This window comes from Pseudoalteromonas sp. UBA6610, from assembly GCF_002433295.1.
GTDB classification, from domain to species: domain Bacteria; phylum Pseudomonadota; class Gammaproteobacteria; order Enterobacterales; family Alteromonadaceae; genus Pseudoalteromonas; species Pseudoalteromonas atlantica.
The window spans coordinates 2897-26866 of sequence record NZ_DJHW01000111.1 but is presented as its reverse complement, the minus strand read 5'-3'; the positions used below and the strand labels follow the sequence as shown (position 1 = coordinate 26866).

Here is a 23970-nt window from a genome sequence, read left to right as displayed (position 1 = left end):
GAAGCCTAGGCATACTTGGAATATTCATTAACAACATGAAATAAAACAATTATTTTGAATTAATAATTACGATTTAAATGATTTTATCGATAAACTAATGCGCTTAGCGTAATGAATTATGTAAAGGTAATGTTTACAATAAAAAGACAACTTTATCCCAGCCTAACTGCTCACTAATTATAATAAAAATGGAGTTATATATGCAGCAAGCCAATACACCAATATGGCAACGCTTTAGCATTACCCAACTTATAATCTATTTACCGCTAATGGCTGCTATTTTGCTCGAATCTCACATACGCTTTTTGTCCTCAAATATGGAGTCAATTGGCCAATACCTGACTATTAATACTCAACTTTTTCTACAGTGCATTCCCTTATTTATTGCCCATGCATTTGCGTATCGCTTATTGCTTACACCCGCAATCATAGCTTGGTTGTTAGGATTTTTAGCCTACCCATCTCTCCTACTGATTTTAAATATCCAGCTTTTTAACTTTGCTCAGTGGCAATTTATTAATGAACAATGTTGGGCAATGTGCGCATCTGCAAGTGGTATATGGCTTATCACTAGACGCACTAATAGAAATCACAATGTGTTGAGTAAAAAATGGCTTAAATCTTTGTTATCACTTGATAGCGTTGTGTGTATAGTACTTTTAGGTTGGGCAATAATTACAGCTAGCATACTTAATACCCATATTAATCCCATGTTAAATCAGCCTATTGAGCCCATTATTGACGTGCATAAAATATTTACACAATTTGATATTTTTTTGGGCTATCTTTGGCAAATTACTTTTTCTGTAGGATTAGTCTATGGCGTGTATTTAATAAACCGATACTTATTAATACGTTATGTATTAACGTATCATGGAGTATTGATGTTTCTGTTTGCAAATTTAATCAGCCTCGCTGTACTTACACCTGTTTTAATATCCTGTGTGCTACTGTTACCAATTAATGATTTACCTGTAGGCATTGCTAACCTAACTCCAGGCGGTAATAATAATATTTTTAGCCCCGAAAACTATCAGTTTGTATTTTTATTTTTGGCTATAAGCACCCCCATTATTTTAGCGTTTGAACGACAGCAACAACACGTGCAAATTAGTAATATTGCTCAACAACAAACAAAAACAGAACTAAAACTACTTCAACAGCAAATTAACCCTCATTTTTTATTTAATACATTAAACAACCTCTATGCGCTGACATTAAAAAAAGCAGATAATGCACCAGGCTTAGTTATGGAATTAGCTAATTTACTACGTTACAGTGTTTATGAAGGTCAAAAAACACAAGTGAGTTTAGAAAAAGAAATCAATTACTTAAAGGGTTTTATTGCCTTACACAATATACGAAACACTGATCGCTGTCACTTTGATGTGCAATGGCCTGAATACCAACAACACTATTTAATTTCTCCACTACTGTTAATAATGATTTTAGAAAATGCGATAAAGCATGGTGTGGAGCCCACATCACAAAAAGTAACGGTTGTGTTTAAAATCACCATGGCCAATAACATACTTACGCTATTCTCCTCTAACCCTATTCTAACTAATAACAATTTAGAACACGGCGTAGGGCTTAACAATTTACGCCGCAGGCTAACTCTTTTATATCCTAATAAGCACACATTAATTATTGATAAAAATAACACCCTTTGGCAAACCACACTTAAACTGGAGCTGACTGCATGCTAAACACAATAATTGTTGATGACGAGCCGCTCGCTCATGAAGTGTTACTGCATCATTTAAGTGCTCATAAAGATATTAATATAATCGGGCAATACCTTAACGCTAAAGATGCATTATGTGCTTTAGCCACATCATCTATTGATTTGTTATTTTTAGACATAAACATGCCAGAGATATCAGGCATTGCATTACTAAAAGTGCTCGCAAACCGACCTCAAGTCGTTATTATTAGTGCATATCAAGAATATGCTTTAGCTGGTTTTGAACTTGATGTAACTGACTACCTACTTAAACCAGTATCAGCGCAACGCCTAGACCTAGCATTAAATAAAGTACGGCAAAAAAGAAAACTTGTAACGCTAAATTCTAAGGCACCTCTAACTATTACGCTTAAAATCGACCGTGAAAAACATAAAATTCATTTAAGCGAAATAGACATGTTTGAGGCTTATGGAAATTATGTAAAGGTATGGCAAGGTGAAAAAGCATTACTTGCAAGCAGTACTCTCAAATACATAGTACAGGAAATTGACACTTCATTTATTCAAGTCCACAAATCTTACGTTATTAACAAGAACAAAGTGGTCACGTTAAGTAATGAAAGCATTCAACTTTCATCAGGCGTATCAGTTAAAATTGGCAAGTCATACAAACAACTAGTTCGTGATATTATCTAATATTAGCCTGTTTAAGGCTCCCTCTTTTATTGTAAAGCCCTAATACTATAGGGCTTCAAATTATTATACCAAAAGAGTAAGTTATACTTTGCGGTGCATTATTTAAGAGACACTTAAAAGCGATACGTTACAGACGCACCAGGCGTTTGAGGGTTAACAACAGCCACATAGCCTGTTGGGTAATGCCCGCTTGCAGGTTCTACCGATGTATATTCCTCTTCATCAAACGCGTTGTTAATATAAGCGCTCATTAACCAATGCTCACTATCGTAACTAATTGTGGCACGTGTAATTGTGTAACCACCGGCAATACGCTCTTGTGTATTAGTTAAATCACCATAATATTCATCCACATAATTAGCACTTACATTAACTTTTAAGCTATCAGTAAACCAATGCGACAACCCTAAGCTAGCTGTAAGCTCTGGTGCAGAGTTAAGCTCGTTGCCAACTGCATCGCTGTACGTGGCCGATTCATCTATTTTAGTTTTAAGTAACCCAAGCCCTGCATGGAGTTGCCATTACTCACCTAACATACTGTATGCTTCAAGCTCTAAACCATAGCTATGAGCATCATCAATATTAGTGATTTTTCTATCTGAACTTAACGCTTGATACCCGCCAAAGTTATTATAAAAAATGTTCGCACTAATATTAATATCACCATTATTAAGTACACTGCGCGAGCCTAGCTCGTAGGTGTTTACTGATTCTTGGTCGTAGTAGTAATACTCTTGTGCGGTAAAATCTAACGCGCCGCCACCCGAGTTATAACCTCTACGGGCGCTGGCCGATAACGTTGTTTCATCTGTAATTTTGTATTGAATCGCTAATGTAGGTAATTTTATAGTGTTAGAGTCATCTAATTGCTCAACTAACCTACTGCCCCCAAAAGCCATATCAAAATTACGAAGCTGCTCTTCGCTCTCTATTCTAAGCCCTGCGGTGAGCGTAAATGCTTTAGTTAACTTAAAGCTTGTTTCTGAATAAATTGCTTTTGAGTCACTGCTGTCGTCACCAAAATAATCTGTTGCGCCTACACCTTTAAAAAAGGGACTCAGCACGCAAGTTATTGGGGATTAGTTAGCCTTGCAGGTTTGTGCTTTTGCATGGCGGGCTCTACCCTATTACAAGCCTTGTTAACAGAGCACTATTTTAAATATTATCAAAGTATTACTGTTGATTTTAGTGCGGTAGTATTTGCACTTATATTTTATTTTAGTGCCAAAAAAGTAAAAGCAAAATCTGCTCACAATACAAGTACGCCAGTATAGTTTTACAACGGGGTTTAAGCTAACAAATTAAACCCCTTTTACTGCTTTTCCCCTTTACAAAACGTCAGCGCTAAACACGATACAAACCGGTATATCGCCCCCTGGTAATTAAGCTTTGGTTTAAGCTGTTATTCTATTCTTGATTAAGCTGGTCTAACCAGCTACCATTTTTAGATTGAGCATTTAAAAAAGCAATAATAAGTAATGAACACAAAAGCTTCGAAGCACGTCACTATAACTTGTAACGACAGGCAAACTCTAAGCGCACACCTATTTACACCCACCAGCGCTATTAAAGGTGCGGTGATGATTGCCCCTGCAACCGGTATAAAACAACAGTTTTATGCAAACTTTGCTACTTACTTACAGCAACATGGCTTTGGCGTTATTACGTTTGATAACAGTGGCATTGGCCAATCGCTTAACCGCAGCATTAAAAAAAGCAAAGCCAGTTTACAAAGTTGGGGTGAGCAAGACATGCCTGCGGTGCTTGAGCATTTGCAAAGGGTATTTCCTAATACTCAGTATCATTTAGTGGGTCATAGCGCCGGCGGGCAATTAGTGGGGCTAATGCATAACGCTAACGAGCTAAGCTCCGCGTTTAATTTTGCTTGCTCGTCGGGTAAATTAACTAATATGAGCTTAGCGTATCAGGTTAAAGCGCACTTTTTTATGAATGGGGTTATTCCTCTTAGTAATGCCTTGTTTGGTCATACTAAATCGCAGTGGTTTGGCATGGGCGAGCCACTACCTAAAGGCGTAGCTAAACAATGGCGCAAATGGTGTAACGCCCAAGGGTATGTGCAATCAGCATTTGGTGATACCGTATTCCAACACTGTTACAACACGCTTTCTATGCCCTCAATATGGGTTAATGCTACCGATGACGATATTGCTAACAATGCAAATGTTGCCGATATGCTCTCGGTTTTTCCTAAATTAAAAGCACAAACCCTAACCTTAAACCCACACGACTATGGTTTGAAGGAAATTGGCCATATGAAATTTTTTAGCAAAAAATCTGACGGATTATGGCCACTTGCGCTTAACTGGCTAAACAAACACAGTTAAAAAAGGATGCGTTTACTCCGTAAATTTGCACCGTTAATTTACGGCGTTAATTTGCTTTTTAACTGGTTTTTCACGCGTTACGAAATAGCACACGAGTGAGCCGCCAGTTACCATTATTACTCCTTGCCAAAACGAGGCACTAAGGGTAATTGATAAATAAAGCGCCGAAATAATCGCTGAAAAAACCGGCGTAAAATACGAAAGCGTACCAAGCAACATTAAGTTACCGCCAATAATAGCTTGGTTCCAAAGAGCATACCCACTGCCAACAACCACACCAGCTAGCACAAGCGTTACGGTCGCGTGCAGTGTAAAGGTCATTTTTGGCTCGTCACTTAATCCATACAACACCCATAAGCTTAGTGCCGTGGCGATAAAAAACAGCACAATGGCATTTTGCCCATTGCTATTTTTTTGAGTAATTACACAGTAAACAGACCAAATAAAAGGTGCTACAAACGCCAACAAGTAGGCCGTTGGGTTACTGGCAAAATTGCCCATAATACTATTAAGTGATAACCCACTATCGCCACCAACGCACCAAGCCACACCAAAAAAAGCGAGTAGCATACCGGGGTAAATCCAAACACTTACTTTACTACGGTTAACTATAATACTGAGCAAAATGGTAAGTGTGGGCCATAAATAATTTATAACCGCCATTTCTACCGCTTGGTGGCGATTATTAGCAAGCCCTACAAACAGCGCTAAACACACCTCGTAAAGTGCAAATAAAGCAGTGCCCCAAATAATATAACGCTTATTAAACCCAGCAAACTTAGGCCGTCCCATTACCAAAATTAAAAACAGCGCGCTTACACTGTACATAAGTGCCGCCCCACCTATGGGGCCAAATAACTCCGAAACATCCCTGAGCAGAGCCACTAAACAACTCCATAATAAAATAGCGGCAATGCCATAAAGCGTGTATTTATGATTAGAAAAAAAGTCCATTAACTACCTAAAAGTACTACTTATGTTTGACGTTACGCTAACAGTAATTAATGGGATAAACAATTGTTGCTCATCATTTATTGTTATAAAGATGTTTTTGGCCTGCACTTAAGTATTTGACCTTTTGGTCAGTAAAGTTACAATCATTCAACACGTTAAAAACAGCATCGCCATAATGAGCACACAAACAAAGCCAAATAAAAAAGAACTCACCCGAGTAAAAAACCAAACATTAATACTCGATGCCGCCGAGCAATTGTTTTCTCAGCTTGGTTACGATGGCACCAGTATGAGTATGGTTGCCAAAGAAGCAGGCGTTCCTAAGGCCAATATTTTATATTATTTTAAAAGCAAAGACGGCCTATACGAAAACGTAATAGACCGCATTATTGCACACTGGAACTTAGGCTTAGATAACGTAACCCCTGAGGACGACCCTGCGCATGTGTTGTATCACTATATTAAAAGCAAAGTAATACTTGCAGTAAACCAGCCGCTGCAATCACGTTTATTTGCCAGTGAAATACTGCGCGGCGCTCCTTATTTGCAAAACTACTTTAGAACCAACACACGCCCGTGGGTAAAACAAAAGGTAGACGTGTTTCAGGCCTGGATAGATGCAAACAAAATGGATAATGTTGACCCTTACCATTTATTATTTACCATTTGGTCAACTACGCAGTACTACGCCGACTTTCAGGCCGAAGTGCTACTGGTTATGAACAAATTAGAATACGACGAAACCGATGTGGCACAAATAACGCAATCAACTGCCCACATAATTTTAAAAGGTATTGGTTTAAAAATACCTGAGCACAGTGAGGCTTAACCCATGGATAATTTTACCACCCCAGACTTATTTGACGATCACCGCAATAGCGTACAAGTCGCCGACAGCGGCCTGCACCACTTTGGTAAAAAAACCACATTTAGTGGCCAAGCAGTTACCGTTACCTGCCCAGACGATAACTCTTTTGCCGCCGACATACTGCATGAAAACGGCAAGGGTAAAGTACTGGTTATTGATGGCTTTGCTAGCAAACGCTTTGCTTTTATAGGCGATATTATGGCGGAGCGCGCGTTAAAAAACGGCTGGGAAGGCGTGATTATTAACGGCTGTTGTCGCGACATTGAAATACTTGCCACTATGGATTTACCGGTTATGGCACTGGGCTCAACCCCGCGCAGTACATTAAAGCGTGGCTTTGGAGATAAAAATCAAACAGTGACCATGCTTAGTACCATAATTAACCCTAACGATTGGCTATACGCCGATGTAAATGGCTTAATTATTAGCCCTAACGCATTACTATAAACGCCACATTTGCAACCAAGTTGGTGCAATCACGCACCAACTTGGTGTGTTTTCACCTCTAAATTACGCCTTCTTTAATACTTATATTTTTATAAATATCTGCTAAACCCCATGTAAACCAAACAAAACCTGACCGAACGGACAACTTTATTGCATTTGGCATTGCTTTTGCTTAGCTTTTAGGCAATATAATAGCTAACCGATTAAAAAGCGGATCAGGCTCTGTAAAATAAAAATAAGATGTTACGCAGTGGGCTGAAAAATAATAATAACTAATTCGTCTTTTTAATCACCCTAAATCTGATTATAACCAGTTGGTCAGATTTACTTTATAACGAGTGGTGATATGAGTACCAAAACACATAATAATTTTACCGGTATTTTTTGTGACCATGGCCCTAACGCATGGCAAACACAAACCCACGGCACACTTGTAAATAAGCGCCTTGCAGTAAAAGATGTATTTGCTGTTAAAGGCGAGCGCAACAGCGCAGGTAACCCAAGCTGGTTTAAAGCAGCAAAACCTGCACAGCAAACAGCAAGTGCCGTAAACAAACTAATGAATGAGGGTTGTCGCTTTACAGGCTTTACCCATACCGATGAGCTAGCCTACAGCTTAGAGGGCAATAACATTCACTATGGTGCAGCACAAAACCCAAAACTTAAAGGCCATGCAAGTGGCGGCTCAAGTATGGGCTCGGCAGCAGCTGTGGCCGCTAACCTAGCCGATATTGGCTTAGGTACTGATACTGGCGGCTCTATAAGGATACCGGCAAGTTATTGTGGCTTATTTGGCATAAGGCCAAGCCATAACGTAATTGAAAAAGATGGCCTAATTCCGCTAGCGCCCCCGTTTGATACCATTGGCTGGCTTACGCAAAATGCAGAGCTGCTAAGCGATGTAGGCAATGTACTGTTACCAAATCAAGCGATTAATAACGTTGATACTTTAGTTATTTGCGAGCCATTATTTGAGCTGGTTGACCCTGTTTTACAAGCCCCACTTAAACAATTGCTTGAAAAAACCAAACCTTATTTTAAACACCATAAAGAATTTGAACTGCCTAACGGCAGCTTATTAAGCGAACTGGCTGACAGCTTTAGAATACTGCAAGGGCGAGCAATCGCAAAAACGCATAAAGATTGGCTTCAATTGCCAGGGCAACTTCCCCAGTTTGCTCCGGCAATTGCGGCACGTTTTAACATGGCGCTTGCCCTAACCGCCCAAGAAGAGCAAGAAGCACTAAATGTACAAACCCAGTGGCAAACACTAATCGCTAAAAACCTAAACACAAACAGCTGTTTATTTTTGCCAACCACACCCACAACTGCACCTAAATTGGGCGCCGACACAAGCGCCTTACGCATGCAAATAATCACCTTATCGGCCATTGCGGGCTTGAGCCGCTCGGCGCAAGTACACTTACCATTGGCTAATTTAGAAAATTGCCACCCGTATGGGTTTTCATTAATGATGAGCCACGGCAACGATAAAAGCCTACTTGCCTGCGTACAACAATTAGCTGCCCACTTTAAACAGGACACACTTGCATGAGCACACACAACATTGCCTTTACTGCCCCGCATTTTGCAGCAACCGAGGCAGGCACCTTAATACTAAAACAAGGCGGTACAGCCACCGAAGCCATGGTAGCGGCAGCGGCTGCGATTAGCGTGGTATATCCGCATATGAACTCCATTGGCGGCGACAGTTTTTGGCTTATTGATAATCCAAACCAAAGTATACCCACTGCCATTGATGCCTGCGGGCGCGCACCAAACGATATAAGCGCCTACAGCAATGAGCCACACATACCAGAGCGCGGCGGTTTAAGCGCGCTTACTCAGGCTGCAACACTTCGCGGCTGGCAAAAAGCCCTTGCGGTAGATGAGCACGCTGCTCTTTCGCTAAGTACTATTTTAGCCCCAGCCATAAAGCTCGCGCGCGATGGCTTTACAGTATCTAAAAGCTTGCAAGCAGGCTGCGAAAAGCTTGCCACCGCTTCAAACACTAACGCTGCCTTTAAAGAACTTTACATACCTAATGGTAAACCGTTGCAAGCGGGCCAACATTTTAAAAACCCAAAACTTGCCAGTACCTTTGAGCACTTAGCTGAGCATGGCTTAAACGCCTTTTACCAAGGCCCTTTAGCAGAGTCGTTTGCAAACGATTTAGCTGCCGCAGGCAGTACAATTACACGCGCTGATATTGCCAATACCCAGGCCGATTTAGTAACGCCGCTCAGTGCTAATTTATCGGGAATACAGTGTTATAACTTACCCGCCCCCACGCAAGGCGTGCATTCTCTGCAAATAATTGGCGCTGTTAATAAACTAAAACATTTAGCCAAAACAGAGGCCGATTGGATGCACTTAATTGTTGAGGCAACCAAACAAAGCTTTACTCACCGCCCTACACTCTGGGCAGACCCAGACGCGCTAGGCGATGATTATAAAAACGCATTAACTGATGAGCGCTTAAATGCGCTTGCCAGCAATATAGATATGAGCCAAGCCAAGCAATGGCCATTTAATGCAGAGCCAGGCGATACCGTTTGGATGGCAGCACGGGATAAAAACGGCCAACTAGTGAGCTTTATTCAAAGTGTTTACTGGGAATTTGGTAGCGGTATTTTGATGAGCGAAGGTGGCTTTGTGTGGAATAACCGCGGTTTAAGTTTTAGTTTAAATAGCAACGATGCCAATGCCCTAAAAGCGCATAAAAAACCGGCTCATACACTCAACCCTGCTTTAGCAAAATTTGACGATGGTAGGCGCCTTGCCTACGGCACCATGGGCGGCGAAGGCCAACCACAAACACAAGCTGCTGTATTTAGTGGTTACGCATGGCGTAATAAATCAATTACCCAAGCAGTAAGCGATCCGCGTTGGTTATTAGGGCGCACCTGGGGCGATACAAGCACAAATTTAAAGGTAGAGCAAAGCTTAGTAATTCAAGTTAAACATGAATTAAATCAACGTGACCACGACTGGGTAAGCGTTGATAATAACAATGAAATGATGGGTCATGCAGGTGCCATTTTAGATACGCCTACCAGCCTTGAAGCAGCCACCGATCCTCGTTCAGATGGTCGCGCAACAGTAACTACAGCAGGAACACAATGACAGAAATAATAAATCAATGGCCAATTATAGCGGCCTTAATAGCAACCGGTATTTTTGCAGGTATTTTAGCAGGCCTATTTGGTGTAGGCGGCGGCATAGTAATTGTGCCTGTGCTGTACTTTTTACTGCAAGGCTTTGGCGTAAGCCCTGAGTCGGCCATGATGATAGCCACAGCTACATCGCTTGCCACCATAGTGCCTACTTCTATTTCGTCGATTCGCTCGCACCATGCAAAAGGCAATATTGACCTTGCTTTAATTAAATACTGGGCCCCGTTTATTTTGGTAATGGCCGTGATATGTAGCTACTTAGCTCATTCTATACGCGGTAATGCATTGGTACTTATGTTTGCCTGTATTGCCATTTTAGTAAGTTTAAACATGTTATTTAGAGCCGGCGCGCCTGCCCTTGTTAGTAAATTACCAGGTAAATTTGGCCAAGGCATTATGGCAAGTATTGTAGGTGGTTTATCGGTAATGATTGGCATAGGTGGCGGCACTATTGGCGTACCCATGCTAAACGCGTTTAACGTACGTGCTCATGTTGCCGTTGGCACCGCTGCTGTATTTGGCTTATTAATTGCGTTACCGGGCGTTATTACTTTATTAAGTATTGGTACTACACCCACCGATGCGCCGCTTGGCACGTGGGGCCTTGTAAACCTACCTGCTTTTATACTTATTATTCCGCTTACTATTTTGTTTGCCCCTATTGGCGTAAAAATTGGTAGCAAGTTAGATCAAAAACAATTAAAACGCGCCTTTGCCGTTGTATTAATGATAACGGGCATTCGTATGCTTATTCAGACTCTGGGAGCCTAAAACATGTTTAGCGACACGCAAATTCAAACTTTAAACCCGCCACAGCGATTACTCATGGGCCCAGGCCCAATAAACGCAGATCCACGCGTGCTACGTGCTATGTCGGCGCAGCTAATTGGCCAATACGACCCAGTAATGACCGGTTTTATGAACGAAACCATGGCCCGCTATCGCGAAATTTTTAAAACCAAAAACGAATGGACCATGTTAGTTGATGGTACATCGCGCGCAGGCATAGAAGCCGTTTTATGCTCTATTTTACGCCCAGGCGATAAAGTACTGGTGCCCATTATGGGGCGCTTTGGCCACTTGCTTGCTGAAATAGCCGAGCGCGTAGGCGCAAAAGTACACACCATAGAAGTCCCGTGGGGCGAGGTATTTACCCCCGAACAAATAGAAAAAGCCATTGTTGATGTAAAACCCCATGTACTTGCTATGGTACAGGGCGATACCTCTACAACCATGAACCAACCCCTTGAACACATTGGCGATATTTGCCAAAAGCACGACGTATTATTTTACTGCGATGCCACCGCTTCGATTGTAGGTAACGATTTACCCGCCGATGAGTGGAAACTCGATGCGCTTTCGGTTGGTTTGCAAAAATGTTTAGGTGGCCCATCTGGCTCTGCCCCTTTAACACTGAGCGATAAATGCGCCGATTGGATCCAAAAACGCAAAAAAGTAGAAGCGGGTATTCGTACCGCGCAGCATACCGACGGCACCGAGCCATTTGTACGCTCAAACTACTTTGATTTAGGCATGATCATGAATTACTGGGGCGAAGAGCGCCTTAACCACCACACCGAAGCCACCAGCATGCTGTATTGCGCATCAGAATGTGCTCGCATTGTTATTGAAGAAGGCGTAGATAACTGCGTTGCCCGCCACAAGTTACACGGCGATGCCATGCTAACGGGTATTCAAGCGCTGGGCTTAAACGTATTTGGCGACTTAAACCATAAAATGAACAACGTAGTGGGTGTTTATATACCCGAGGGTATTAATGCTGACCACGTACGCGGACAAATGCTAACCGACTTTGGTATTGAAATTGGCACCTCGTTTGGCCCGCTGCATGGCAAAATTTGGCGTATTGGCACCATGGGTTACAACGCCCGTAAAGATGCCGTATTACAAACATTGGCAAGCCTAGATGCCTGCTTACACGCCAACGGCTATAAAGGCCCTAAAGGCGAAGCCGCTATTGCCGCCCTTGCCCATTATAAATAAAAAAAGGATTTAGCATGACGATTGCAAGCCCCCTCCATGAGCCATTATTAAACAGTGAGCTGGCTAATAAATTTGCCGCGCGCGCGTTATTGCGCTGTAAAACGCTAAGTGGCCTATCGCAAATGCAAGGTGGCATTCACCGTGTGTATTTATCTAAAGAGCACAAAGAGTGTAACCTTGTCACTGCTGAATGGATGGCTGAGGCGGGCATGAAATCGTGGCAAGACGAAGTCGGCAATTTATGGGGGCGCTTAGCATCATCTAATCCAAACGCTAAACGTTTAATTATTGGCTCACACCTAGACACCGTACCAAACGCCGGTGCATTTGATGGTATTTTAGGGGTATTACTGGGTATTGAAATAGCCGCCCTTGCACACACGCTTAAGCTTGATTTACCATTTCATTTAGATGTAGTGGGCTTTTGTGATGAAGAAGGCACTCGCTTTGCCACCACGTTAATTGGCTCAAAAGCACTGGCGAACGAGTTTGACCCCCAGTGGTTAAATATACAAGATACAAACGGCATTAGCATGCGCCAAGCCATGCTTGATTTTGGCCTAAACCCTGATGATTACGCTAAAGCCGCCCTTAACAAAAACGAATTACTCGGTTATTGGGAAACCCACATAGAGCAAGGCCCAGTGCTTGAATCGGTAAACCAGGCGCTAGGCGTAGTAACCGCTATTGCTGGCGCCAAACGCGCTATGATCACCCTATCAGGCCAAAGCGGCCATGCAGGCACTACGCCAATGAACTTACGCCAAGATTCGTTAGTTGGGTGCGCCGAGCTTACCCTTGCCATAGAGCAACTAGCAAAAAACGCGAGTAATGGTGAAGTAGCCACCGTAGGGCAAATTCATGCTCGCCCAGGCGCTACAAATGTTATTGCCGGTAAAACGACCATAAGCCTAGATGCACGCGCACAAAATGATGCCGACCTAGCAGTATTACTTAATGCAATACATACCCGCGCCAATCAAATTGCTACATCGCGTAATTTAACGCTTGATTGGCAATGGACACATGCGGCCGACGCCGTAGCATGCGACACTCAAATTCAGCAATTGTTTAGCAGTGCCTGTAAATTGAATAACCAAGCCTCGCCTTCACTTGCCTCTGGCGCTGGGCACGATGCCATGGCTATTGCCCCTATTTGCCCTGTAGGCATGCTATTTATACGCAGCCCTGGCGGGATAAGCCATCACCCCGCAGAAGCTGTTATTGATGAGGATGTAACAAAAGCCCTTAGCGTAATGTACAGCGCACTCATGCTGTATGTAAAAGAGTTAGAAAAGTAACTAACGGTTATTAAGCGCAGGGTAGGCTATGTGTTGTTAGCTTAGCCCTGCGTATTAAACGGGGCTGTGGTTATTAATTAAAGCCAGTATTTAAAGTCGGAGTTTAAAACTTAATTAAGGCTTAAGCCAAGCTCATTTAAACTCGCTTCAAAGCGCTGCCATTTTCTATTTATTTTACGCTTAGCCGATGAGCTCACGTAATTACTAATAGGAAAAAACTCAGTATTACCAATATCATCAACAACAACACACCGCTCAATGGTGCCGTTATTATTAACACACGCTATATTGCGTGGTTTTATTTCTTTGGTGATCACTAAATTGTGTAATAAATAATCTTTTAAGTTTAATAGTGGCTCGGCTAAGGCTTCACTATTTGGCTGATTTAAATAATATTCTAGCGTTTTAGCCGGCTGATTATTTGCATCAATCACTAAGTCAAACACGTACCCTGTGCCAATATTGGTGTGTACCGTACCATGGTATCGCGCTAACAACTGCCACTGAATGTTCCGGTTACTAAGTCGCTTATAATAAGCCAGCTCTTGGTCTTGCTCTTGCGAAAACCCTTCATGGCTTACTTTTATACATAAATTATGTGCCTCAGGATGCCTGTAACACGTTCTATGCGCCCCTTTACCTACAATTAAATCGTCGTTCAATGAGATCAAACCAATTTTCGTCCTAACGTAAATTTACAAATACCAATTCGCTTAATTAAGTAACCTGTTTTGAGGATTGGTATAAAACGAGGTAAATAACACGCCTTAAAATCGCACGCTTAGTATTTACATCTATTAATGCAGCTTTTATTACTATGTCAGTAATAAAGTAGGTACATTCGTTAAATAAGCCGGCCATTTTAACTATAAATTAGGGTTTATCAAGGTAAATTAAGAAAGCAGTGGGTATACAAGCGACTAAAATAGCCTTATGAAATAAGTATCACACTAGACTGGGTAATAATTAAATAAACTAAAAGTGTATGCAGCCATACATTTGTTAATTAGCGCGCTTCGTCCTAATAATAAGCATTCATAAATAGCTTAATAAAAAACGAATACGTATACTTTAATATTTTGGAAATGGAGAACATAGGATGTTAAAAAATATTTTATTTTTAATAGGTTGCATACTAATAACTATTGCAGCATGGCTTGTTTTTCAAGCTTTTGGTCAACACACTTTTTCAATAATGCTAATAATTTCTGCTGTAGTAATTTTCAAAATTGGCTGGACTAAACTTAAGCATCGAAAGTAATCTCTCGTCTATTTTGCCATTCAACATGCTTACTAAGGTTTGAATGTTAATGGCTATATACCGCACAACTATATAGCCATTTGTTTTACTTAAGCTTATTAAACCTTAGCTTAGTTACTCAATCGTTACCTTTGCATCACTTACCCATGTTTCGGTTATCGCCTCTTCGTTTTTATCAACCAAATACGCGCGTATGCTTACGGGGTCGTTATTGCTCTGTTTGTAGTCAAATGCTAATCTCCATTGGTTGGTTCCCACTATTGGGTAAGCACCAATTGGCTCCAGTATTTCGCCGTTACTGGCTTCAACAATAGGCTTTATGCCACTTTCTCTATCTAGGCCTTTAAACACTGGCCCTTCAAAATCAATCACCATTTTGTTTACGCCCTCAGGTATAGGCTGGCCGGGAATTCCGCCCTGCCCTTGGCGAGTATTAACAACACTTGCCAGTGTTTTTGATTTTGGATCGAGTGGACGCCACTCAATATCATAAGAAAAGGTAAACTCATCGCCTTTACGTACCTCTTTTTCAGGCACCCAATAGGCAACAATGTTATCAAACGTTTCATCTTTGGTTGGGATTTCGATTAGCTGCACAGCGCCTCTCCCCCAATCACCCGTAGGCTGGATCCACGCTGATGAACGCTTATTGTAAAACACGCCGTCGTCTTGGTAGTTATTAAAGTCACGGTCTCTTTGGATTAAGCCAAAGCCTTTAGGGTTTTCATCAATAAAGCTATTGGTCGACACCGACTGCGGATTATTTAACGGTCGCCAAATATACTGGCCCGACCCAGTATGAATCGCTAAGCCATCGCTGTCGTGAATTTCTGGGCGCCAGTCTTTCGCTACCGTTTTATCTTTTTCTGAGTACCAATACATGCTGGTTAGCGGCGCTATACCTAAGCGCTCTACATCGGCGCGCATATACAAATTAGCACTTACAGAGGTAACATGCCCTTTGGCCTCTTTGTTATCTTTACTTAAACCAAACCGATAAGCACCTGTAACAGAGGGCCCCTCAAGCAAAGCCCACACAGACATGCTCTCACCTTTATTTCCTGCAGGGCCTAGCCAAAATGCCGAAAAGCGTGGAAATTCTTCTGGCTCACTCATACCGGTATTAATTGCAATACCGCGAGCCGACAACCCATATTGCCCCTGAGGGCCATCAGTTCTAAAATAAGACGCCCCCAAAAACGATATCCAATCTGGTTTTATATCGGGGCGCATAATTCTAAAGCCTGCAAACCCAAACCCTTCTGGCAGGTCGTGGGCTGGGCTGTCGTCAGGCATATCAAAAAGTGCATTATTAAAAGGCAGTTCTTTAACATTGTTTTTATCATCTCTGATGAAAATACTTACCGGCTCAGGAAAATATCGCCCAGGGTAAAATAATTGTACCGGTGCCTTTTTGCCATTTGGGTAGAGGGTTTCATCTTCTTTAAAGCGTATTTTCCAATGTTCGTCATAGGTAATTTTATCAATAAGCTCAGGGGTTGGCACTTCCACAGGCGTATAAGGCTTTTTGGCAGAGGCTTTTGCCATTGCTTTTAAATCTTCAAAAGTAAACTTAGCACTTGCTTGTGCTTGCGCCGCGTGTAACGACACAGAGGAGGCAATAATAGCGGCAATAAATAACTTTAACTTCATAAAAAGTATCTCTAATAAAGGGAGTCTAAAAATAAGCGCCCAGTACGAACGCCTAACTTAAAATGCGTGTAAAGATATTACACACCGCAATATGAACTCGCGTTTACTAAAATAACATTATTTGGCGAAGCTTCTATGCTTAGCTGTGTTTAGGGGAGATTGTATTTGAATAGTTGCGTTTGAATAGTTGTGTTTGAATAGTTGTATTTAATAAATGCGGCTGATATAGCTTTTACTTAGTTAAAGCCTGTTAGTACTTTAAAATCGAAATACTGATCTGTGCGTCGCTGCTACGCTTAGTATAACTACCTGATTAATGCAGGCTTGTGAACAAGAACTGAGAAGTCGAGTAGCATATTCAATCCTTTTTTAGCTTATAACACCCACTTAAAAGTGTTAAGCGTGAGGAATTGCCATTACATTGGTTTGCTATGTATTAAAGGCCACCACATAAGTCTAAAAAATTCCCTGTCGAAAACGATGACTTTGCTGATGAAAGCCAATAAATAGCTTCAGCCACCTCCTCAGGTTCACCTCCACGCTTAAGAGGAATAAGCTCCTTTAACCTTTCTACTCTTTCAGGTTCACCACCATCAGCGTGCATTTGCGTATTAATTAGCCCAGGACGCACACAATTAACTCTAATTCCTTCACAGGCAACCTCTAGTGATAAACCTTTAGTGAGTGTATCTATAGCCCCTTTTGAGGCAGCATAATCAATATATTCATTCGGTGAACCTGAACGAGATCCCCCCGATGAAACGTTTACAATAACACCACCTTTTCCGCCATGGCGTGTAGACATACGCTTTATGGCCTCTCGACAGCATAAAAAGTAACTAGTCACGTTGTTTGCTAAAATAGTATTAATTCTTTCAGCTGTTAAATCCTCCAAACGCGACTGCTTACGTAAAATACCAGCGTTATTAACAAGTACTGATAAAGGGCCTAGCTCGGCATCAATTTTTTTAAACAGCCTTACCACATCATTCTCAACCGAAACATCTGCTTGGACTGTAATACAACGATTACCTGCAGCCCTAATATCGCTTGCGACAGCTTCGGCCGAAGCTAGATTAGACTTGTAATTGATACAAACCGCATACCCTTTTGATGCAAATAATTTAGATGTTGCAGCACCAATACCTCGACCTCCGCCCGTTATTAAAACCACTTTTGTGTTATTCATAAGTCATCCTTAAATAGTAATGCTGTAGGAATATAGAATGCTTTGCTAAACAATAAGTTGTTGGCATAAATTAGCAATACAGGAGTCAAGCCAACTGTTTACGTTCTGCTTTACAATTTTTTATTATGCTTAATTTTCTTACTACGTAATTGAATACCAAGTTGCGTGCCTAATAAAACAGCCATTACATGCAGCAAAGCAGAAATTAAATATATTAAAGGCTCCATTGTTATTTCTAACAGTATATATAGTAAGGCACCGACACTTAAGTTAATAAACCAATAAACAGCCGCAACTAAAAAGGTTTTTATACGGCCTCACTGTTTGCTTATAGCCTAAGTAAAAATAAACAAATAAAGAGGCTACAAAACCGAGGACGTATTGAGTATAAATGTGTGATGTGCTTTCAGTCATCTCATCAAAGCCAACAGCATTTGTTGCTATTGTTGATAAAGCAACTAGCAATAAATACAAACCTACTGAAAAGAGTAAACCCCTAGAGTATTTCAAGATAATCCTTTAGTAATATAATTAGACTGTAGATTTGAATGCTAACGCCTCAAGCTTCGCTGGCGTCCTGAAGACTTGATTTGTGAGGCATTTTTTCAACGAAGGTTGCCTTAACCCTTTTAGATAAAAGCAAATACGGTACCCAGATTATTCCGCCTATCAGAACTCTGAAAAATTCTTTAGCAGTTTCTGGGTCCCAAAAGGGCTCATCAGGCATGGCAAGCTGTACTAGCCATGAGTCTAAGGGTATAAAAATCAATGAAATCACCACTATTAAGATGTAAGTGAAGGGAAACCTATAGTTCTTGGAGAAAAATAGAAATGCTAAATATATTAGTGCAGCAAACATTGCTACGTTATATACAATTTCACCAATTATAAGTGGAGCCCAAAATGGACTGTATGCTTCCGAGCCAACGGTCGTTAAAGCTTCCCACGTACCATCACTAAATATTGGTTGGAATAAAGGAAAGGTTGTAGCAAAGAGCCTGATTGGGCCCATTACGACTCCAATACCAACTAATATAAGCCAACCGGACAGCCCTTTAAGTTCTTCATTATTACTCACGGTATCTCCTTGATGCCTAACAGCTTATTGAACACCACTTTGGGGGTTTATAACGCCCCAAAGCGGCGCATATTACATTGCTCAATAATTCCACTAAATAACTGTAATGTAAACAAGCAATTAGACAGTAGTGAAAAAGCCTTTGTTATGTTGCCCCAAAACGACTTTTAATAATGTTATTGGACAAAGTCAGAATAACTGTTTATATGCACAGTTTACTCTAAAGGTAAATTTTGCCTTTGTGCATTCAGCACGTAATTAGCTAAAGCACTAGTTAGATAAGTGAGCCTTAACATAATAATGAAACAGGCCCGCTAAAGTGTTTATGATAAAACGAATGGGTTAGTGATTTACTTTACATCAAAGTTCACATGGTCAAAGTAAGGATTACTCTCACGCGCTTTAAGTACACTAATTGTAGTGAGCACAATAAGCTTTAGCTCGCCATTTACGTTAATGGCAATGCACTCTTGTTTGAGTGCATTGCGTTTTGTATCAGTTGCTACACCACATACACTATCACCATTTTTTAAAATAAGCTCAACGCTTAAATGGTGCATACAGGCAATTTCGATGTAATCGTAATGGTTGCAACTGATCATAACGTCCTCTTTAAATTATTTAGCTGGCTTAAGTAGCATTAAAGTGGCAATAACAATTAAGTTGCCTACATACCATAAATCTTTAATTACAAATTGCCCTAAACGCTCTAATAACGTGCTTGAGCTAAACGCGCCGTTTGCGGTAATTAAAAATGTTTGGGTCATTAAAAATACACTTAAACACGCTAAGCCACTAACGATAATGAGCTTTTTATTTTTAAGTAAAATGCCTGCACCAAGTAGTACTGCAAATAATACATCAAACCCACCAATGATATTTGATGCGCCTTGTACGCTAAATACCGTGTATAACCACGACATAAACGGTGAGGTTTCTACTAGGCCTACAATAGCTTTGGCTTCAAACTCATAGAATTTCATGCCGCCAATCCACAGTAAAACCATAGCAACCGGTATAAAGTTTAAAAGTACGTGTTGTTTGTCTGTTAGCTTATTTTTATAAAACAAAAATAAATACAAAGGGATAACAGCAAAGTATTTAATTATGCCTTGCCCACTGCCAATAATTGGAAAGCCGCCTAACTGTGCCATCCAGCGGTTACTGGCCAATAAGGTAAGTAAAGGCACTATGCTAACAACTAACGCGAGTATAAGTGCAGGCATCGGCTTTATTAATTTTAAATGCGCAGCTAAGGTGGTGACTGCCAACGCAATCATCGCGGTGCCTGTGAGCAAACCTAATGTATTGTTACTTAGTAAGGTATCAAGTTCATAAAAACTAAAGGTAGCTGAGAGTGTGTTTGGGTTTGCACCTAAAGCAAACGATACACCAAGTAATGCAAAGCTGAGTGTAAGTAAAAAGGTGAGTGCGTTATTTGTGTGTGTTATGTTCATTGTGTGCCCATTAAATCTGTAATGGCTAATAAAGACCTAATTTTTACAGAAAGTGATTCAACTAAAGTTAAATTTTTTAAATACAAGGAAGGACATTTTGGTTTTTACGTTTACAAAAGCCACGCCCGAAAAGAGGTTTAACCTGAGCTTTGGTTAAGAGATTTAGATATAGTTGGTTAGTAATGTTACTGGGTCTGTTTTCTCTAGCTAGAAATTTTAAGTGAAAACAAGGCGAATTTGCGCGTCAATAGCTAGCCTATTGCAAGTAGATTCAACGCAGTTAGCGCTAAAAATAGCTGCTTGAGATAGATTTATTAGCCAAGGCTCAGGTTATTAATTATGTCTTAGAAAACTTACTATGGTAGAGCACCTTGAGGTGGCCGGCTTATTTTTAACTGAGCAACAGCATAATGAAAGGGTTGACGAGCAATACGATTGCTCTCATCTTATACAGTTTAATGGTGATACTATAGGTACGCTAAAGTACAAAATATGGGGTAGCCACATTGAAATAATGCAATTACAAATACACCCCAACCATCAAAATAAAGGCTACGGCAGAGGCGTTATTGAGCAAGTAATTAAAACTGCACAGTTAAAGCCTACCAAACTAACAGTACTTAAAAACAACCCTGCTAAAGCACTTTATACTCGACTAGGCTTTAAGGTCACTGGGGAAGATAACTATGAGTACCATATGCAAACCCAGCCTATAAATAACTAAGAGCTACTCTCTTTGATCTTTAAAATCTTTTTTTCTGAAAATGGTTAGGTGCCAGCCCCATTTAAGCGAGCCTAATCTTAAAAATACAGTGGTAAAAAGTGAGCCTAAAATACACCAAATGTAATCGACTTCTATGGTAAACAGCGCAGCATAAACTAGGCCGCCTACTAAACAGGCTGAAGCATAGGGCTCGTTTCGCATAACTGAGGGTACTTCGCGGCAAATTACATCTCGTATTAGGCCGCCAAAAATCCCTGTGGTGATCCCCATTGTTATCGCTATTACCATACCTGTACCGCTTATTAAGGCTTTTTCTATCCCCATAATATTAAATAATGCCATACCTATAGCATCGACTAATAAAAAGTAATAGTTATTTACATGAGGTAAGTAACGCACAAAAAATATGGTGGCAATAATAGCGGCGTAAGTTGAGTATAAATACTCAGGCGTAGCTATCCAAAATATAGGTTTATCTAAAAGTATGTCTCTTAGCGTGCCGCCACCTAAAGCTGTAACAGTTGCGACCACCACTACCCCAAAACCACTTATGTTTTTTTCGTAGCCTAGCAGTGCTCCTGCAACCGCAAAAAAAGCCACTCCGAGCAGCCCCAGCACCATAAAGTATTCAGCAGTCATGTGCATTCCCTTTTAAATTTTATACATTGGTGTATCAATTTATATGCCAGATGTAATTAGCAAAAGCCAAAAGCGAGGATTAAAAGTACGTTTAAAAACAATGGGTTAATAAATTTTTGATAAAATTAATGATGGGTTATTGTGATATGCGATATTTAAAAAGGTAATTATTTTAAAAGTGAGTAGTTTTTACACATTTTTTATTTTTAGCTGAGTCGCCTTTTTTAGTCAATTACTAAGCTCATTAATATACGTACGGGAAAGTAAATAACGGCTGGAATGCCGAATAACCAATTAGCAAAGCTTTGCGGCATGACATAAAAAGCAACCTGCTTCACCCAATATCTAATACCAACCCGCAATAATACTTAATCATTTTTAGGGGCTAAACGTGTCGCTATCTGCGTTAAAAAATTCTCATTTAGAATAACTAAATAACGAATTTTTTGCCTAGCTATCAACACGTTTATCTATCCTCAAAATAGATCACTTAATTAAGCGGATTGGTATAAACTCTACATACTGCGCTAAAAAGTCATTAAGTGATAAGCTCAAAAGTGCTAAATTATTACTTATTAAAACCCATAGTGCATACAAGCCAAGCAGGCCATCGCCCACACTGCCAATATAAGATGAGTAACCAATAAATAATAACAAGCCGCACATGGTAAGTCCCTGTTAGCTGTATCGTTAAGTTAAATAATAAACTCGCTTAGTTAGTTACAGCCTTTGTTGGTTTTAGCTAGCTGAACGTCATGCACACTTGCATGTGCACCACAGTAAAAAATATAGTTAGAACAATGGTAGTTTTCATCCTTAATATTTAAACCATTCTCATCAAATTCTAGCTCAAACTTACAGTTAATATCGTATTCGGGCTCTTTCTCTGCAAACACCAATTTTTTACCCTTTAGGGCTAAAGGTAATGGTTCTTTCGTCCCCTCTAGTGGGGCAGTGATAGTGCAAATATGAAAGTTAAAGCCCCAGATAAGGCCTTCTGCAAAGTATTTATCTTCTTTTTTAAATACATTTACATAGCTCCTTTTTAATTTAAAACGCTCATTACTTTTGCTTCCATCGTCGTTAAGCATAGGGATCGCGCTCGTTATTTTGTCTGTCCTTGAATAACATCCTTCAAGTAAGTCTGCATGTGAATATCCACTAAAGAGCACACTTGCTAGCATCAAAAACCTTAAAGCCTGTATGCTCATTACTGCACCTTGCTACGCTGTTAATCTTCGTCAAAAAACGGCCACTATCATCTGTCATTTTTACTGGCAGGCCGTTATCAACCATAAAATAGTAAAAACGTAGGTCGTCAATTAAATCTGGAGCGGTTATTTCAATATCTTGGTATGTCGCGTTTTTAAACTTAAATCGTAAAATATGCTCAAAACGCTTAGTTTGGCAATAAAGCACTTCTTCTAGCTCAGACACTTTTATATTTATGCCGAGTAGTCCAAACTCGCCATTTACAATTTCAATTGCATGAGCCTGTTCTGTGTTTGCACAATACCACTGTGAAAAAACCTCAATAATACAAACGCAAAGAGGTATAAAAATTGATGCAGCAAAGGCTGTTCAATAAATACCTCTACCCAAAATAAAACTACAACTGCGATAAATGTGTTGAAACCAAGCGTCCAAAGTAGTTTTGCGCTGGGTGTTTTTTTGTACCTTGTTAGTTTTTTCATAAATCCCTTTAAAGTATTATCCTTCGCTGAGTATTGCTATTGCTAAATATTACTCACTTTTGTTCCCGCTATATGATCGTGTAAACAGCGTTTATCTTTTCCTAATATAAATGCAGGGTTTACAAATCCAGCAATGAACTGACCTACCGAAGGGACCAGTGATAACAGCTGCATAGGTAACATGCGTTTAAAGTAAATAGTTATAAAACTTGCTTTTGTGCCGTCTAGGTTTTCTATACGAATAGACATACAGTATTTACCAATAGTTTGTCCGCATTGATACATAAGGTAGGCATGAAGCACTAACGTAGAAAACACACCGTAAACAAATAAAAATGCAGATAAACCCAGATTTGGTTGGCTTAAGTTATCAAAACCGATATACATTATTACAGGTATAAAAAATGCTATACCTAATAGGCCGTCAATAATAGCAGCAACAAGCCTGTCCCCGCGTGATGCTTTTTCTCCCGCTATTTTTAGGTCGACATTGTGTGCGGGCTCTTGCGCTTCTCGGGTTTTTATAAGCTCGTCTATTTCTTTTGCGCGCTCAGGAAAACGTTCTCGGTCAATGACTTTTGCGCTGGAGTAAAGTTCATCTAATGTGTAGGTAGAAAAGTCTATTGGGGTGTCCATGCTTGGGGTATTCCTTAACGTAATTTAACCCAAAGTAGCATAGCTTTAGTAATTTATTCAATATCTTAAATTAAAGACTGGCGTAGCTTTTAGCCTTTAGTTTTTAGCCTTTAGTTTTTAGCCTTTAGTTTTTAACTTTTAGCTTTTAGCTTTTAGCTTTT

Annotated in this window: 23 protein-coding genes and 1 pseudogene; 11 read left to right on the top strand and 13 right to left on the bottom strand. The window is 40.4% G+C overall.

Annotation, left to right across the window (positions count from 1 at the left end):
- The first annotated feature begins 200 nt into the window (after nt 1-200).
- Together B4F91_RS14770 and B4F91_RS14765 are read left to right on the top strand one after the other, a co-directional pair.
- The gene (locus B4F91_RS14770) at nt 201-1709 is read left to right on the top strand and encodes a sensor histidine kinase (protein ID WP_248461831.1); all 1509 of its coding nucleotides are present in this window, start codon (nt 201-203) and stop codon (nt 1707-1709) included.
- Nucleotides 1703-2383 (top strand): LytR/AlgR family response regulator transcription factor, encoded by a 681-nt coding sequence (locus B4F91_RS14765; protein WP_286938522.1) that lies wholly within the window; start codon nt 1703-1705, stop codon nt 2381-2383. Before B4F91_RS14770 ends, B4F91_RS14765 begins: the two co-directional genes overlap by 7 nt.
- 113 nt (nt 2384-2496) lie before the next feature.
- Here the strand turns inward: B4F91_RS14765 and B4F91_RS14760 are convergent.
- Nucleotides 2497-3447 (bottom strand): annotated as a pseudogene (locus tag B4F91_RS14760) (TonB-dependent receptor).
- Nucleotides 3448-3861: 414 nt separating this feature from the next.
- Between B4F91_RS14760 and B4F91_RS14755 the strand changes: the two are divergent.
- On the top strand, nt 3862-4728 hold the full coding sequence (locus B4F91_RS14755) for an alpha/beta fold hydrolase (protein ID WP_286938520.1): 867 nt from the start codon (nt 3862-3864) through the stop codon (nt 4726-4728).
- A gap of 33 nt (nt 4729-4761) precedes the next feature.
- On the opposite strand, the gene yddG is transcribed toward B4F91_RS14755, so the two are convergent.
- Nucleotides 4762-5682, bottom strand: coding sequence for an aromatic amino acid DMT transporter YddG (gene yddG / locus B4F91_RS14750; protein WP_024032801.1), 921 nt, complete (start codon nt 5680-5682; stop codon nt 4762-4764).
- Nucleotides 5683-5857: 175 nt separating this feature from the next.
- Here yddG and B4F91_RS14745 point away from each other — a divergent pair, with 175 nt between their 5' ends.
- From B4F91_RS14745 to B4F91_RS14715, 7 genes are all read left to right on the top strand, one after another.
- Complete coding sequence (locus B4F91_RS14745) at nt 5858-6511, top strand: TetR/AcrR family transcriptional regulator (protein WP_024032802.1); 654 nt, start codon at nt 5858-5860, stop codon at nt 6509-6511.
- A gap of 3 nt (nt 6512-6514) precedes the next feature.
- On the top strand, nt 6515-6997 hold the full coding sequence (locus B4F91_RS14740; protein WP_286938517.1) for a putative 4-hydroxy-4-methyl-2-oxoglutarate aldolase: 483 nt from the start codon (nt 6515-6517) through the stop codon (nt 6995-6997).
- A gap of 346 nt (nt 6998-7343) precedes the next feature.
- Complete coding sequence (locus B4F91_RS14735) at nt 7344-8552, top strand: amidase family protein (protein WP_286938515.1); 1209 nt, start codon at nt 7344-7346, stop codon at nt 8550-8552.
- Nucleotides 8549-10123 (top strand): gamma-glutamyltransferase family protein, encoded by a 1575-nt coding sequence (locus tag B4F91_RS14730; protein WP_286938514.1) that lies wholly within the window; start codon nt 8549-8551, stop codon nt 10121-10123. The genes B4F91_RS14735 and B4F91_RS14730 overlap by 4 nt, the downstream gene beginning before the upstream one ends.
- The gene (locus B4F91_RS14725; RefSeq protein ID WP_004587085.1) at nt 10120-10944 is read left to right on the top strand and encodes a sulfite exporter TauE/SafE family protein; all 825 of its coding nucleotides are present in this window, start codon (nt 10120-10122) and stop codon (nt 10942-10944) included. The genes B4F91_RS14730 and B4F91_RS14725 overlap by 4 nt, the downstream gene beginning before the upstream one ends.
- A gap of 3 nt (nt 10945-10947) precedes the next feature.
- Complete coding sequence (locus B4F91_RS14720) at nt 10948-12177, top strand: pyridoxal-phosphate-dependent aminotransferase family protein (RefSeq protein ID WP_004587084.1); 1230 nt, start codon at nt 10948-10950, stop codon at nt 12175-12177.
- A gap of 14 nt (nt 12178-12191) precedes the next feature.
- Nucleotides 12192-13478: an allantoate amidohydrolase gene (locus B4F91_RS14715; RefSeq protein ID WP_286938512.1), complete on the top strand. Its 1287-nt coding sequence runs from the start codon at nt 12192-12194 to the stop codon at nt 13476-13478.
- A 110-nt stretch (nt 13479-13588) separates the two neighbouring features.
- Here the strand turns inward: B4F91_RS14715 and B4F91_RS14710 are convergent, their stop codons facing one another.
- The 6 genes from B4F91_RS14710 to B4F91_RS14685 all read right to left on the bottom strand — a co-directional run bounded on the left by B4F91_RS14710 (nt 13589) and on the right by B4F91_RS14685 (nt 20116).
- Nucleotides 13589-14149 carry a YrbL family protein gene (locus B4F91_RS14710; RefSeq protein ID WP_164834669.1) on the bottom strand — a complete coding sequence of 187 codons (561 nt, stop codon included), beginning with the start codon at nt 14147-14149 and terminating at the stop codon, nt 13589-13591.
- A gap of 704 nt (nt 14150-14853) precedes the next feature.
- Entirely contained in the window at nt 14854-16392 is a 1539-nt protein-coding gene (locus B4F91_RS14705; RefSeq protein WP_286938511.1) for a glucan biosynthesis protein, read from the bottom strand.
- A 436-nt stretch (nt 16393-16828) separates the two neighbouring features.
- Nucleotides 16829-17581 (bottom strand): SDR family oxidoreductase, encoded by a 753-nt coding sequence (locus tag B4F91_RS14700; RefSeq protein WP_286938509.1) that lies wholly within the window; start codon nt 17579-17581, stop codon nt 16829-16831.
- A 559-nt stretch (nt 17582-18140) separates the two neighbouring features.
- A complete protein-coding gene (locus tag B4F91_RS14695) occupies nt 18141-18659 on the bottom strand; it encodes a DUF2569 domain-containing protein (RefSeq protein ID WP_286938508.1) in 519 nt (172 codons plus the stop codon).
- A 350-nt stretch (nt 18660-19009) separates the two neighbouring features.
- The gene (locus tag B4F91_RS14690; RefSeq protein ID WP_248451965.1) at nt 19010-19261 is read right to left on the bottom strand and encodes a Rho-binding antiterminator; all 252 of its coding nucleotides are present in this window, start codon (nt 19259-19261) and stop codon (nt 19010-19012) included.
- A 15-nt stretch (nt 19262-19276) separates the two neighbouring features.
- Nucleotides 19277-20116, bottom strand: coding sequence for a DUF417 family protein (locus B4F91_RS14685; RefSeq protein ID WP_286938506.1), 840 nt, complete (start codon nt 20114-20116; stop codon nt 19277-19279).
- A 358-nt stretch (nt 20117-20474) separates the two neighbouring features.
- Between B4F91_RS14685 and B4F91_RS14680 the strand changes: the two genes are divergently transcribed.
- Complete coding sequence (locus B4F91_RS14680) at nt 20475-20840, top strand: GNAT family N-acetyltransferase (protein ID WP_286938505.1); 366 nt, start codon at nt 20475-20477, stop codon at nt 20838-20840.
- 3 nt (nt 20841-20843) lie between these two features.
- Here B4F91_RS14680 and B4F91_RS14675 read toward each other — a convergent pair whose 3' ends face one another.
- The 5 genes from B4F91_RS14675 to B4F91_RS14655 all read right to left on the bottom strand — a co-directional run bounded on the left by B4F91_RS14675 (nt 20844) and on the right by B4F91_RS14655 (nt 23809).
- Complete coding sequence (locus B4F91_RS14675; RefSeq protein WP_004587070.1) at nt 20844-21479, bottom strand: trimeric intracellular cation channel family protein; 636 nt, start codon at nt 21477-21479, stop codon at nt 20844-20846.
- 486 nt (nt 21480-21965) lie between these two features.
- Nucleotides 21966-22145 (bottom strand): hypothetical protein, encoded by a 180-nt coding sequence (locus B4F91_RS14670; protein WP_286938503.1) that lies wholly within the window; start codon nt 22143-22145, stop codon nt 21966-21968.
- Nucleotides 22146-22195: 50 nt separating this feature from the next.
- Nucleotides 22196-22690 carry a hypothetical protein gene (locus B4F91_RS14665; protein ID WP_286938502.1) on the bottom strand — a complete coding sequence of 165 codons (495 nt, stop codon included), beginning with the start codon at nt 22688-22690 and terminating at the stop codon, nt 22196-22198.
- On the bottom strand, nt 22641-22916 hold the full coding sequence (locus B4F91_RS14660; RefSeq protein ID WP_286938500.1) for a hypothetical protein: 276 nt from the start codon (nt 22914-22916) through the stop codon (nt 22641-22643). The genes B4F91_RS14665 and B4F91_RS14660 overlap by 50 nt, the downstream gene beginning before the upstream one ends.
- A gap of 299 nt (nt 22917-23215) precedes the next feature.
- Nucleotides 23216-23809 carry an RDD family protein gene (locus B4F91_RS14655; RefSeq protein ID WP_286938499.1) on the bottom strand — a complete coding sequence of 198 codons (594 nt, stop codon included), beginning with the start codon at nt 23807-23809 and terminating at the stop codon, nt 23216-23218.
- Nucleotides 23810-23970: the final 161 nt, after the last annotated feature.

Bases quoted from the DNA above. Each gene is read 5' to 3' on its own strand.
- B4F91_RS14770 (WP_248461831.1), top strand. From the start codon at position 201: ATGCAGCAAGCCAATACACCAATATGGCAACGCTTTAGCATTACCCAA.
- B4F91_RS14765 (WP_286938522.1), top strand. From the start codon at position 1,703: ATGCTAAACACAATAATTGTTGATGACGAGCCGCTCGCTCATGAAGTG.
- B4F91_RS14755 (WP_286938520.1), top strand. From the start codon at position 3,862: ATGAACACAAAAGCTTCGAAGCACGTCACTATAACTTGTAACGACAGG.
- yddG (WP_024032801.1), bottom strand. From the start codon at position 5,682: ATGGACTTTTTTTCTAATCATAAATACACGCTTTATGGCATTGCCGCT.
- B4F91_RS14745 (WP_024032802.1), top strand. From the start codon at position 5,858: ATGAGCACACAAACAAAGCCAAATAAAAAAGAACTCACCCGAGTAAAA.
- B4F91_RS14740 (WP_286938517.1), top strand. From the start codon at position 6,515: ATGGATAATTTTACCACCCCAGACTTATTTGACGATCACCGCAATAGC.
- B4F91_RS14735 (WP_286938515.1), top strand. From the start codon at position 7,344: ATGAGTACCAAAACACATAATAATTTTACCGGTATTTTTTGTGACCAT.
- B4F91_RS14730 (WP_286938514.1), top strand. From the start codon at position 8,549: ATGAGCACACACAACATTGCCTTTACTGCCCCGCATTTTGCAGCAACC.
- B4F91_RS14725 (WP_004587085.1), top strand. From the start codon at position 10,120: ATGACAGAAATAATAAATCAATGGCCAATTATAGCGGCCTTAATAGCA.
- B4F91_RS14720 (WP_004587084.1), top strand. From the start codon at position 10,948: ATGTTTAGCGACACGCAAATTCAAACTTTAAACCCGCCACAGCGATTA.
- B4F91_RS14715 (WP_286938512.1), top strand. From the start codon at position 12,192: ATGACGATTGCAAGCCCCCTCCATGAGCCATTATTAAACAGTGAGCTG.
- B4F91_RS14705 (WP_286938511.1), bottom strand. From the start codon at position 16,392: ATGAAGTTAAAGTTATTTATTGCCGCTATTATTGCCTCCTCTGTGTCG.
- B4F91_RS14700 (WP_286938509.1), bottom strand. From the start codon at position 17,581: ATGAATAACACAAAAGTGGTTTTAATAACGGGCGGAGGTCGAGGTATT.
- B4F91_RS14690 (WP_248451965.1), bottom strand. From the start codon at position 19,261: ATGATCAGTTGCAACCATTACGATTACATCGAAATTGCCTGTATGCAC.
- B4F91_RS14685 (WP_286938506.1), bottom strand. From the start codon at position 20,116: ATGAACATAACACACACAAATAACGCACTCACCTTTTTACTTACACTC.
- B4F91_RS14680 (WP_286938505.1), top strand. From the start codon at position 20,475: ATGGTAGAGCACCTTGAGGTGGCCGGCTTATTTTTAACTGAGCAACAG.
- B4F91_RS14675 (WP_004587070.1), bottom strand. From the start codon at position 21,479: ATGACTGCTGAATACTTTATGGTGCTGGGGCTGCTCGGAGTGGCTTTT.
- B4F91_RS14670 (WP_286938503.1), bottom strand. From the start codon at position 22,145: ATGTGCGGCTTGTTATTATTTATTGGTTACTCATCTTATATTGGCAGT.
- B4F91_RS14665 (WP_286938502.1), bottom strand. From the start codon at position 22,690: ATGAGCATACAGGCTTTAAGGTTTTTGATGCTAGCAAGTGTGCTCTTT.
- B4F91_RS14655 (WP_286938499.1), bottom strand. From the start codon at position 23,809: ATGGACACCCCAATAGACTTTTCTACCTACACATTAGATGAACTTTAC.